We start from the raw sequence: 12,566 nt of genomic DNA, 5'->3' as shown, positions 1-12,566 counted from the left end.
CTCCTTTGTTGCTCTATTTTATCATTATCGTTTTATTTTTTATTTCAAATTTTACCTCACCTTCGCTGGTTCTTTCAATCGTTTTAATAAGCTCGTTTACAGATTTTGTTCTTTCCAAAACGCCGGTAAAGAGAAATTTTCTTTTTGCCGGAGCTTCAAATTTGAAATCGACGTTATACCACCTGGATAAAATCTTCGTGATATCTTGCAATGAAGCCTCTTCGAAGGTAAAAAGGCCATGCACCCAGGCAATTTCGGCAGCGGCGTCTACCTCGCTCACGTGGATCGAGTTTTCATTTTCAAAAACCACCGACTGTTGATTGGGCTTTAAAATCTTTTTTACCCCATTTTTCTCGATTGAAATTCGTCCTTCTACTAATGATGATACGGTTTTAACATCATCGTTAAAGGCCCTAATGTTAAACTTAGTTCCTAAAACATCTATTGTTTGTTCTTTGGTTGTTACCTTAAAATTACTTCCAAGGTGTTTTTTACTGGTAGCCACTTCAAAATAGGCCTCGCCATAAACCAAATCGACCGCACGCGTTTTGCCTCTAAAAAAGGCGACGGGATACTTCAGTTTGGAATCTGAATTTAACCAGATTTTTGTGCCATCGGATAGCACAAGCTGGAATTGCCCACCCCTGGGAACTGTTAAATAATGGTATCCAACCTGGCTTGCACTTGTTTTTGCCGCATTGTAAACTATCCTTTCGCCATTGCTATTGGCATTGTTTGTTGTTAATGAAGCACCTTTTTCCAATTGCAGCACCGAACCGTCTTCGAGCGTCAACATGGCTTTATCGGTACCTGGTTTAATGCTGGTTTGGTTAGCGATTACATGTTGCAACGGGTCTTGCCGATCAAATAAATCGTTTCTGAAAAGATAAACAATTGAGAGCAGGCCAATTACAATTGCGGCGGCTATTAACCTGAGGTAAGACCTCCAAAGGAACACTTCCTTAGCTGGGGTTTTATTTATTCTGGCTTCTATTTCTAACCACGACCGTTGTTTAAATGCGCTTTCGTTGCCCAATTCTAACTCAGGCCAGGTGTCGTTTAGTTGATAAGATGCTAAAAAAGTTTCTAAGAGTTCAAATTCTTCAGGAGAACATTCGTTTTGGAGATACTTATTAAAAAGCCGTCTTGCGTGTTCTTTATCCATTGCATATAAAAATAATATTTGGTTAGTGGTTTATAATAGTAAGTAACAATATTGGCTTAAAGTACATGTCCGAAGTAAAATATTTTTTGTTATGCTTTCATTTTCGAGCTAAAACGCTCATTTTAAAGGCAATAATTTATCAGATTGCTTCGGCTTGCACAATTCCGGTCTCATCACAAAGTCGCCACTTTTTTGGGTAATGAAGAAATGGCGAGCAAATCCAGCGCTGCTTTTGAATTGTCGTTAACCCGCCAATGTATTTGAAAAATTTTAACCTCTATCGTCGCCATTTTTTTGCTATGGGTTTACCATATTGTCTCATTGTGCCTCGTTGGAGAGGCCTGCAGCAACGAAAAAAGAGCAATACCACTGATGGGAAAGGAATTTTTGTTACCAGAACATCATCGCAAGCAACGAAGCAATCGAAATATAACCGCTATTGAGGTGAGCAGAGCATGAAGCAATATGAGTGGTTTTCCTTTCGCAGTTAATGGGTGGTATTCCCTACAAGCAGCAAATTCGCGATGAAAAAAGAGAACAGCAGGTATTCTTCTTTGCGAAGCTCATCCTTAATAAAGATCAAAGCTCTTGAAATCTGGTTTTTAACTGCTTGAACAGAAATCCCCAATTCGTCGGCAATTTCCTTATGAGATTTAAACTTAAACCTGCTCATTTCAAAAATCTCCTTGCAACGCTTCGGCAATTTGGCAACCATTTCGTTTATCGTTTTTTCTAGCTGGTGGTATTCTATTTTTTGTGAAGCACTGATTGATATATCGATAATATTTAATCGGGTAATGTCTTCGATGGCCAATTTCTGGTTTCTGAAAAAATTAAAAATCTGGTATTTTACGGCTCTGAAAAGATAAGATTCTATGTTATTTATTTCTACATGCGTTCTTTTAGACCAAAAATCAACAAAAATATTTTGGATGATATCTTCAGCAGTTTCTTTATTTTTGATCACATTGAAAGCATAAAGAAGCATTTTTCCCGAATATTTCTCATATAGCGCCTTAAAGGCATCCTGGTTATCGAGTGCCATTTGGGCTAAAGCTTCTTCATCATTATACGTTTTACTGATTTTTAACGACATCTGCATTTCCAATAAAGATACTAATATCGTTTATTAGATTGAATTAAAGTATGAAGAAGTTTTAAATCGCCGGCTCTTTTAACGGTGTAACGGTGACAACCTTAAACCGATAATTCTGACTATAAATTTAAATGCCCGTGCGCTACTCAGTCAATACCTTTTTTACAGCCGGAAAATAAAAACAGCTGCCCTTCGGTTACCCGTTCGCCCCGTCTGGCGGCCGCTCCGTGTTGTTTGGTAAAGCGCAACTGCCTCTCAGGCTGAGCTTGTAGACGCCCTTTTTAATTGCCCTTCGACCCGGCTCAGACTGACAGTGTTTTTTAGTTTTATACCTAAGTAAACGGCACCGGGCGGACGGAACCATTGAGGGCGCTATTTCCGTTTGTGCGCCAAAGGGGTGGTTGTAGCCAAATGATTTTTGATCGAAGGAAGCAATCATCAGTGCTATTAATTGTTCTAACCGTCTATATAATCTTTCATCAGCAAAGCTGCCCCCATTGCACTTGCATTTCCATCCTTGGTAACTATAATGGTTTGTTGTGGCATCATTTGGCCCACATATCGAACAAATAATTGGTTTTTGTTGAAACCGCCGGAAATATAAATATCCTTCAAATCGTTTGCTGTATCTAAAATGTGGTGAATACCTTTGCAAACCCGCCTACTGATCTCAAAAATAAGCTGGTAATAGGCTTGTTCATAATCAACAAACCTGCTCAGCTCTTCTAAGCCGGCCTTTGCGCTTAATGAGTCTTCATCTTTAAAAAAAATGGTCTCTTGTTTGTAAAACGTTTCGTCACTGCGTTTTTCATTTAAGGTAAGCGATAAATAGTGATTGGCCTCTACGCCAAAATAATCGCCCAGGGCTACAGTGTTCAGCTCATGTAAATGGCCCAAAAACTGCATCGACGATTTAATCTGCTTTTTATCAGGGGTTAAAAAACATAAACAATCATTTTGTAATTGAGGTGACGTTAAGGTTTCCTTACTAAAAGGGTTCATGCAAATAATCCAGGTACCGGTAGATAATAGGATGAATTCGCGGCGATTGTGCTTGCTACCTTCCAGCAGTGGAATAATGGACGCAGAACTGTCGTGCAAACCTTTCCCAATAGCCACTTCGTATCCATTAATGGTGGATAAGATGGCCTTTTTGCCCGATTGTGGCTTGGGCAATGCAATGTGTTCTGCGCTTAGCCATTTATGGTATTCCATACAATCAAAATCCCAAAGCGCCGTATGTGCTCCAATCGACGTATAATCGGCCATGATGTGGTTGGAAAACAGATAGCTTAAATACTGTGGATAATGCAAAATGGTGTCAACCTGGCGCCAAACATCTGGCTTGCTGTGCTTAAGCCAATATAGCTGCAAGCCAGAGTTGAGCATCCCATAAGCGGGCGATGCCGTTTTTCGCGAAAACTCTTCTATACCTCCGTTGGCCTGGTAAAATGGGGCAACGTTAACGGTTAAGGGCTTGAGGTAATTGTAAAGTGGCGTTATTCTTTTTCCATCCTTGTTTAAATAAACCAAGGCGGCCCCATGCGTAGAGAAATTAATGGCCTTTATAAAAAACACCTGCTTTTCCTGGATGGCCTTAACCTCATCCTGCACCCAGGTTTCGATGGCCTCCAGATCCTCGCAAGGGAAGTCATCTTCATCAAGGGTTTCCTCAAAACGCATGGCATTTACGTAAACCACGTTAAAATCCCGATCAAACAACAATACCTTCTTATTGGTTTTACCAATATCAAAAACCGCTATAACATTCATCGCTCTATGTTTTTTAAGCCCTGCACGGGGTTACGATTTAAAGCCATAAAGCGGCCCGTAATTGGCACATGCGTTGTAGTCTGCCGACTCCAGGTTTTCGCCAAAGGCAGCCCAGGCGCTGGGGCGGAAAATATCATCTTCGGCTACGTTGTGCATGTTTACAGGGATTCTTAACAAAGCGGCCAGAGCAATGAGGTCGGCACCAATATGGCCATAAGAGATGGCACCATGGTTTGCGCCCCATTTGGCCATTACCGAATACGCATCTTTAAAGAAACCTTTTCCGGTTGTTCTTGGCACAAACCAGGTTGTAGGCCAGGTTGGGTTGGTTCTTTCATCGAGGATGCTGTGGATATCTTCGGGTAGTTCCACACTCCAGCCTTCAACAATTTGCAACACAGGGCCCAATCCTTTTACCAGATTGATCCTGCACATGGTTAGCGGCATGCTGCCCCTGGTTTTAAATTGCGAGGAAAAGCCCCCACCCCTAAAATACTCACCAATTGCGGCAGGCCATTTGGTATGCGCCAAACATTGCTCAACTTCTGCCTCGGTGATTTCCCAGTAAGGCTTCATTGTCGGGTTTCCGTCCGCATCGCTCTGCTGTGCTGTGGCATCTAAAGTGGTAGATCCAGAGTTGATCAGGTGGATGATGCCATCTTTTGCAATACCAGTCAACTTTTTGCCCGTAACCCGTTCAACAGATTCGGGGCTCCAATAAGTCCTCACATCCGAAAATAATTGCGCCGTGTTGGTTAACAAATGACCGAACAGCATGGATACGGCATTTAAACAGTCGTTTTCTGTGGCAAATACAAAAGCCTGCCGAATTCCGTTCCAATCGAAAGAAGAATTGAGTATCGATTCCGTAAAATCTGCATTCGGCTGGTAGTCTGTCCACTGGCGCTGCCCCTGAAAGCCGCCAGTAATGGCATTTCGTCCTTTTGCTTCCTCACCAAACCCTTTTTCTTTCAGTTTAGGGTTACCCACCATTAAATCGCGGCAAATGAGCGTCATTTTTACCACCTTTTCCCATTCCTTATCTTTTACCTCCGCAGATTTTTGCGCATCAGGACTGTTATAATCTTTACCTTCCCTGCAATTTGCTTTGGTCCATTTTAGTGCTTTTTCAAACTCCTCCTCATCATAAATGCCTTCGTCTATCCGCCTCAAAATTTCTACCGATTCTACAAATTCAGCCCTGATGCCAAAGTAATCCTGCAAAAAGTTTACGTCGACCATTGAGCCGGCAATCCCCATGGAACTGTAGCCTATTGATAAATAAGATTTTCCTTTCATTTGCGCTACTGCCAAGCCTGCCTTTGCAAAGCGCAATAGCTTTTCTTCTACATCTTTGGGAATACGCATATCCCCGGCATCCTGAACCTCTCTACCGTAAATACCAAAGGCCGGCAGTCCTTTTTGACTGTACCCTGCCAGGGCGGCGGCCAGATAAACCGCTCCCGGCCTTTCGGTGCCATTGAAGCCCCAAACTGCTTTTGGCATCAGGGGGTCGGTATCCATTACCTCGGTGCCGTAACACCAGCATGGGGTAACCGTTAAAGAAACCTCAACACCCTCTCGCTTAAATTTATCGGCACAGGCCGCCGCGTCTGCCACGCCGCCAATAGTGGTATCGGCAATAACACATTCTACCCGTTCTCCGCTGGGAAAACGTAAGTGCTCTTCAATTAATTTTGCGGCGGCTTTCGCCATGTCCATACACTGGTCTTCCAGCGATTCTCGCACACCAAGTTCGCGTCCGTCAATTACCGGGCGAATGCCTATTTTTGGTAGTCTACCTATTAATCTGTTCATGATGATGGGTTAAATAAGGTTTAAGTAAATTGTTCTAATTCCGTTAACTGCTCGTTCGAAAGTCCGGCGGGCTCAAAACCAGCCGCCCAGCACATTTGCAATAGCTTGGCGCCTTTGTTGGCCACGTCTAAATAATCCCAGGCCTTTTCTACATCTTCGCCCGTAGCCGTTGCGCCATGCTTTTCCCAAAGCGAAACATTCCTGATTTTAAAGGCTTCGATGGTCGCCTTGGCCAATGCTGCAGTGCTGGATAGCGCATAAGGTGTGCAGTGAATTCCCTTGGGAACAAATACGCGAACCTCGGGGCACATCATCCAGATTTGTCTGTTCAGTTCTTCCTCATGAGCAAATAAAGGGTGATGACTCATTACAATTAACTCTGGAGGGTGTGTATGCACAATGGCCAGGTGTTTCGGATTGTTTTCTGCGTTGAATACATGGATGCTGCTGTGCGAAATCAGCTCAGATGTAGGGCCGAAATTCGGGCTCTTGCCGCCCCAGATTAAGGTGTAGCCCGTTGCTTCGTCGTTGATGTAAATAATGCACGCCGCCTCGTCTATGTGGTCTATTAAACTTCTCAAATAACAACCCGTACCCGTAATAAAGAGCACAAGCCCGGCAGCACCCTTGGGGAAATTGAAAAGGGTAAATGTTTTATGCCTTACGTTTTCGAGAACATCCTCAGAATTGAAGTAGGAAGTCAGGTTCATAGAAATGTTGCCTGCATTTCGCTCAGCCCATTCTCTTTGCCAGAGATAGCCGGCAACCCGTGAGATTTTTTTCAGCTCATCGCGTACTTCTGCCGGAAGTATAATATCGCTCATAAATGGTTAGATTTAAATTTATTTTGTTGAGGTAAATGTAACGGCCACAGCAAGAGATTTAAATATTTAAAATTGGTATTATTGTGTACAATTTAAACATCGAACTCAAATGAGATTAATAAACAAGATTGAGTTGGGCGATCCTTCTACTCAGCAACAACGGTTTATAGATGTAAAACTCAGGCTGATGTGTTGCCGATACTGGCATTTAGAATTATGGGACTGCCACAATATGGTTTTTCCGTTTTGGCGCATCTATTGGAACAAAAATGAGGGCGGCGAGCTGAAATTGCAACATCAGGTTTATCAAATGGATCCTGATTTTTTGTACATTGTTTCGCCATTTACCCCTTTCTCCTCCAGTTATTTAAAAAACAAACGATATACATCCGGAATTCATGTTGCCGGAAAAAACCTCTCTTTCGAACACGATGAAACGCATTACGAAACGAAAAGCTTAATACATTTTTTTACCCATTTCAACCTTGGAGCGCCGTTCGACAACGTGCTTCCGGGCATTTTCAAGATCCAACTTACACCGCACCTCCGCGAGGGCCTGATGTATTTAACAAATGAATTGAAGCTTGATAATCAAAACTTTAAAATGACCTTCAACCTGAAGCTGCAGTCTTTTATTAAGGAAACAATTTCCAATATCGGTGCCGAGCTTTGGAAAACAATTAATATAGATGAGCGAGTGCTGATTGTTCACCGATTTATCGAAGCTAATATTACAGAGAAACTAAGTAATGCCGATTTGGCCTCGCTTGTTCACATGGCTCCAAACTCCTTTGCCAGGTTGTTCAGAACTGAGATGAACCTGCCCCTGCACAGCTTTATACAAAACAGAAAGATAGCCAAGGCGTGCGAACTTTTTGGCCACACCAACGAAACCATCGAAAGCATTTCTTTTAACCTGGGCTTCTCTGATCGTTACCACTTCTCCCGTGTTTTTAAAGCGGTAACCGGCATCTCGCCAGCGGCCTATAAATCGGGCAGGTACCTGTAAGTTGTCTAGTTGTTGAAATTGTTTAACTGTTGTATTGTTAATTGCTAATTGCTAACTGTTAATTGCTAATTGCGTATTGTTAATTGCTAATTGCTAACTGTTAATTGCTAATTGTTAATTGCTAATTCGCTATTTTTAAAAGCAGCTTCCTATGTTCCCCTCTCTCCCGGAAAGGGACTGCCACTGCCAGATCAAAAACCACCGACATTCACAGGGTGAGGTTCTTATGTTTAAATTCTACACAAAGTTGCCTGCAATAGATAAAGAGGTGGCAATGCCCAACTCCTATTTTTGATTGTGCAGATACTTGCGATTAATGTTTGTGTACAAATTAAACAATCCGTTTGATGTAAAACCGGGCATTTCATTAAAGACGCAACGTATCCAGCCCATTTTCTAACCATTTATTAAACCATCAATTATGAAAGAATTTGACCAATTCATCAACGGAAGATTTGTAAAATCAACTTCGAGCGAAACTACAGAAGTACTAAATCCATGTACGGAAGCAGTTTTGTCGTTAATTCCCAGGGGTTCTGTGGCCGACGCCGATGCAGCCTTAGCAGCAGCGCAGGCGGCACAATATGCATGGAAATCGCTTACAGCAATAGAAAGAGCCGGCTATTTGAACAAGATGGCGAGCGTAATTCGCGATAACCGATTAACTTTAGCACAAACATTAGCCAAAGAACAAGCAAAAGTAATTGGTTTGGCACAGGTCGAAATTGATGTTACGGCCGATTATTTTGATTACAATGCCGCCTGGGCCCGAAGAATTGAGGGAGAGATAATTCAGAGCGACCGTAAAAAAGAGCATATATTTTTACACAAAGCGCCCATTGGAGTCGCCGTGGGCATCTGCCCGTGGAATTTTCCGTTCTTTGTGATGGCCCGGAAAGTGGCACCCGCCCTTATTACCGGCAATACCTGCGTAATTAAACCAAGCTGTATTGCGCCCAATACCATTATGGAGTTTGTGCGGATGATTGAACATATCGGCCTCCCCAATGGCGTATTAAATGTGGTATGTGGAACCGGCCCCGTTGTGGGTAACGCACTAACCAAAAGCCCCGTTACGGGCATTGTGAGCTTAACGGGAAGCGTTTTAGCAGGACAAAGGATTATGGAGGCCGCAGCAGCGAACATCACCAAAGTGTCGTTAGAACTGGGCGGAAAAGCACCCGCTATTGTATGTGCTGATGCCAATCTGGATTTGGCTGTTAATGCAGTAGTATCCTCAAGAGTGATTTTTAGCGGTCAGGTTTGCAACTGTGCAGAGCGGGTTTACGTAGAAGACGCCATCTACGACCAGTTTATGGAGTCGGTAACCAAAAAAATGGCATCGGTAAAAATGGACGACGCATTTTCGGAAGATAATCCTGATATGAGTAGCCTGGTTTCCAGAGAACAGCTTGCCAAGGTGAGTGAAATGGTCGAGTTTGCCAAAAAAGAAGGTGCTGAGGTTATTGTGGGCGGAAGCCGTTCTGAGCGCTTTACCAAAGGGTACTTTTACCAGCCCACCTTGTTAGCAAACGTAACGCAGCAAATGCAGATCATCCAGGAAGAAGTTTTCGGACCGGTGTTGCCCGTAATGAGATTTGCCAGTTTAGATGAAGCCATTGCACTTGCCAACGATTGTGAATATGGCTTAACATCATCCATTTTTTCCGAAAATTTCAACAAGATTATGTATGCCTGCGAAGAGTTGCAATTTGGCGAAACGTATGTAAACCGCGAACACTTTGAGGCCATCCAGGGCTTTCACGCAGGCTGGAAAAAATCTGGCCTGGGCGGCGCCGACGGAAAACATGGAATGGAAGAGTATTTGCAAACCAAAGTAGTTTATGCCCAATATCGCTAAAGAACGCAGGTAAGCCCGAGATTTTATCGGTGATCTCCTTATTAAAAAGACCCTGACACACCCCATCCAAAAGCTGGCGCTCTACTGATAAAAGCAGATCTACGGCAGTATAAGATCAACGTACAATTTGCTATCAAACCAAAACAACTAACCAAACTATAATAATGAAAAATCTAAAAGTTCCGGTAATACCTAAGGAAGTCTTGTTTCCTTTTATATTAATTACATCTTTGTTTGCCTTATGGGGCTTTGCAAACGATATTACCAACCCCATGGTTGCCGCTTTTGAAACGGTTATGGAAATATCTACCGCAAAGGCCGCTTTGGTACAATTTGCCTTTTACGGCGGCTATGCCACCATGGCCATTCCTGCAGCACTTTTTATCAGGAAATACAGCTACAAAAAAGGAATCATCCTTGGTCTGGCCCTGTATGCCACCGGTGCGTTGTTGTTTTATCCCGCGGCCAAATATGAGGTCTTCGGGTTTTTTCTGGGCTCTTTTTATATTTTAACCTTCGGACTGGCGTTTCTGGAGACTGCGGCAAACCCATATATCTTATCGATGGGCGATGAGCGAACAGCTACCCAACGCTTAAATCTGGCCCAGGCCTTTAACCCCATTGGTGCGCTGTGCGGTATGTTTGTTGCATCAAAGTTTATCCTTACCGCATTGGCATCCGATAAAAGGAACGCCAGTGGAGAACTCATCTTCCCCTCCTTAAGCGATGCACAAAAAGCGGTTGTTCGAACACATGATCTAGCCACCATCAGAGATCCCTATGTAATGCTTGGTGGTGTAGTACTGGTAATGCTGCTCGTAATCCTGATCTCGAAAATGCCCAAACGCGAACAAACACAAGCGCAAGGCTCGGCTATGGATTCTTTTAAAAGATTAATTAAGAATGGAAAGTACAGGGAGGGCGTTTTAACCCAGTTGTTCTACGTGGCTGCACAAATTATGTGCTGGACTTTCATTATTCAATATGCAGGTAACCTTGGCCTTGCAAAAGGGACCGCCCAAAATTACAATATCGTTGCGATGGGACTGTTTTTATTGAGCAGATTTATTACTACTTACTTAATGAAGTTTATGAACGCAAGGAAATTGCTCATGCTGTTTGCCCTCGGAGCCATGTTTACAACCGCAGGCGTGATACTTGTTGAGGGTATGCTCGGTTTGTACCTATTGGTTGCCACCTCATTCTTTATGTCGCTGATGTTCCCTACCATTTATGGGATAGCGCTAAATGGCTTAAGCGAGGAAGATACCTCTTTAGGCGCCGCAGGCCTGGTTATGGCCATTGTTGGTGGTGCATTAATGCCGCTGTTACAAGGGTCGATTATCGATCTGGATAGAATTGGAAACTATGCAGCCGTGAATGTTTCGTTTATACTTCCTTTTATCTGCTTCTGTATCATTGCCGTATATGGATATAGAACGTTTAAGATACACTAACAAGCGTCGTTAAGTCATCGGCGTAAAAGTTCGAAGTTTATTCGTTCATTGGTTCATTGGTTCTTCAGTCATCGGATGAATTCCTAACAGGGTTGCTAGATTCATCCGATGACTAATTGAGTGCATTGGTTCATTAGTTCGCTGGTTCTTCAGTCATCGGATGAATTCCTAACAGGGTCGCTAGATTCATCCGATGACTAATATTCGTTCATTAGTTCACTGGTTCTTCAGTCATCGGATGAATTCCTAACAGGGTTGCTAGATTCATCCGATGACTAATATTCGTTCATTGGTTCATTAGTTCATTGGTTATTGCTAATTGGTTATTGGTTCTTGCTAATTGCTTATCTCAAAGGGTAACATCCTTAATACAACAAATTTAGGTTTAAATTAATTGAATATTTTTGTGCATTATATCTAACATTTAATTGTTTTTAGAGGTTCAGATATACACACACAAATATAAACATGAAGAAGAGGTATATCATTTACGCTGTTTTGGCTTTGGGCTTCGCCTATTTAGTGTATTACAGAATCAACGCAAACAAAAAGCTCGAAGGTAAAGGCGGCGCAGGTAGTGCGCAAGGTAAAGGCGCAACCAAAGGCGGTGGCGCAGGTGCTCCGTTAGCTGTAGATGGCATTGTGGTTAAGCCACGCTCATTTAATGCCGATTTAGAAGTAACTGGCGCTATTGAGGCTAACGAATCCGTTGTTTTAAAAAGCGAGGTTTCTGGTTTAGTTACCGGAATTTATTTTACCGAAGGAACAAATGTTACCAAAGGAAGCGTTTTGGTAAAGGTAAACGCTCAGGATGTTCAGGCACAGTTGCAAGAAGCCCTAACCAAGCAAAAGCTTTCGGGAACCAACGAAAACAGGGCAAAACAACTTTTAGAAAAAGGCGCAATAAGCCAGGAAGAATACGACACTTCATTGGCCGATTTGCGTTCGTTGCAGGCACAATCACAATTAATCAGGGCACAATTGGCCAAAACAACCATCCGTGCACCATTTTCTGGCAGAATCGGCCTGCGTAATATCTCGTCGGGAACCTACCTTACGCCCGCTACCGTAATTGCCAATCTGGTAAGCACTAACCCCGTAAAGGTTACCTTTGCCGTTCCTGAGAAATATGCCGGCCAGATTAAAATGGGCTCCGCCATTAGTTTCACAACCGATGGATCATCAAAACAGCATACCGGAAAAATTTATGCCATTGAGTCCGGAATCAATGCTGCAACAAGAACCCTACAAATCAGGGCCCTGGCGCCAAATGCCGATAATGCGCTGCTGCCCGGTTCATTTGCAAAAATAAAACTGGCCCTAAATACAACGCCAAATGCTATCCTTATCCCCAATAGCGCCATCATTCCTGTGTTAAACGGAAAAATTGTTTACGTACAAAAAAATGGGAAGGCACAAGAGACCAAGGTAGAGGCCGGAACGCGAACAGATGAGGATATCGTAATTACATCGGGCTTAAAAGCTGGCGATACCGTTCTTACCACGGGTGCCATGGCACTGAAAAAAGATGCACCGGTAAAAGTTCATTTGGTTAAAGAATAA

General features: G+C 43.0%; 9 protein-coding genes. 4 read left to right on the top strand and 5 right to left on the bottom strand.

Annotated features, from left to right (window positions below; translation table 11 throughout):
* Window positions 1-13: 13 nt before the first annotated feature.
* The 5 genes from IZT61_RS15880 to rhaD all read right to left on the bottom strand — a co-directional run bounded on the left by IZT61_RS15880 (window position 14) and on the right by rhaD (window position 6,676).
* Window positions 14-1,165 (bottom strand): FecR family protein, encoded by a 1,152-nt coding sequence (locus IZT61_RS15880; RefSeq protein ID WP_196098029.1) that lies wholly within the window; start codon window positions 1,163-1,165, stop codon window positions 14-16.
* A gap of 487 nt (window positions 1,166-1,652) precedes the next feature.
* Window positions 1,653-2,261 (bottom strand): RNA polymerase sigma-70 factor, encoded by a 609-nt coding sequence (locus tag IZT61_RS15875; RefSeq protein ID WP_196098028.1) that lies wholly within the window; start codon window positions 2,259-2,261, stop codon window positions 1,653-1,655.
* Window positions 2,262-2,717: 456 nt separating this feature from the next.
* Window positions 2,718-4,034, bottom strand: coding sequence for an FGGY family carbohydrate kinase (locus IZT61_RS15870; protein ID WP_196098027.1), 1,317 nt, complete (start codon window positions 4,032-4,034; stop codon window positions 2,718-2,720).
* 30 nt (window positions 4,035-4,064) lie between these two features.
* The gene (locus tag IZT61_RS15865; RefSeq protein WP_196098026.1) at window positions 4,065-5,852 is read right to left on the bottom strand and encodes an L-fucose isomerase; all 1,788 of its coding nucleotides are present in this window, start codon (window positions 5,850-5,852) and stop codon (window positions 4,065-4,067) included.
* 20 nt (window positions 5,853-5,872) lie between these two features.
* On the bottom strand, window positions 5,873-6,676 hold the full coding sequence (rhaD, locus tag IZT61_RS15860; RefSeq protein WP_196098025.1) for a rhamnulose-1-phosphate aldolase: 804 nt from the start codon (window positions 6,674-6,676) through the stop codon (window positions 5,873-5,875).
* Between the two features lie 109 nt (window positions 6,677-6,785).
* Between rhaD and IZT61_RS15855 the strand changes: the two genes are divergently transcribed.
* From IZT61_RS15855 to IZT61_RS15840, 4 genes are all read left to right on the top strand, one after another.
* Window positions 6,786-7,685 carry an AraC family transcriptional regulator gene (locus tag IZT61_RS15855; RefSeq protein ID WP_196098024.1) on the top strand — a complete coding sequence of 300 codons (900 nt, stop codon included), beginning with the start codon at window positions 6,786-6,788 and terminating at the stop codon, window positions 7,683-7,685.
* A 421-nt stretch (window positions 7,686-8,106) separates the two neighbouring features.
* On the top strand, window positions 8,107-9,546 hold the full coding sequence (aldA, locus tag IZT61_RS15850) for an aldehyde dehydrogenase (protein WP_196098023.1): 1,440 nt from the start codon (window positions 8,107-8,109) through the stop codon (window positions 9,544-9,546).
* A gap of 164 nt (window positions 9,547-9,710) precedes the next feature.
* Window positions 9,711-11,003 (top strand): L-fucose:H+ symporter permease, encoded by a 1,293-nt coding sequence (gene fucP / locus IZT61_RS15845; RefSeq protein WP_196098022.1) that lies wholly within the window; start codon window positions 9,711-9,713, stop codon window positions 11,001-11,003.
* A 468-nt stretch (window positions 11,004-11,471) separates the two neighbouring features.
* On the top strand, window positions 11,472-12,566 hold the full coding sequence (locus tag IZT61_RS15840) for an efflux RND transporter periplasmic adaptor subunit (protein ID WP_196098021.1): 1,095 nt from the start codon (window positions 11,472-11,474) through the stop codon (window positions 12,564-12,566).

The organism is Pedobacter endophyticus, assembly GCF_015679185.1.
In the GTDB taxonomy this organism is placed as follows: Bacteria; Bacteroidota; Bacteroidia; order Sphingobacteriales; family Sphingobacteriaceae; genus Pedobacter; species Pedobacter endophyticus.
The sequence above is the reverse complement of the archived record's forward strand: the minus strand, read 5'-3'. Positions and strand labels throughout refer to the sequence as shown.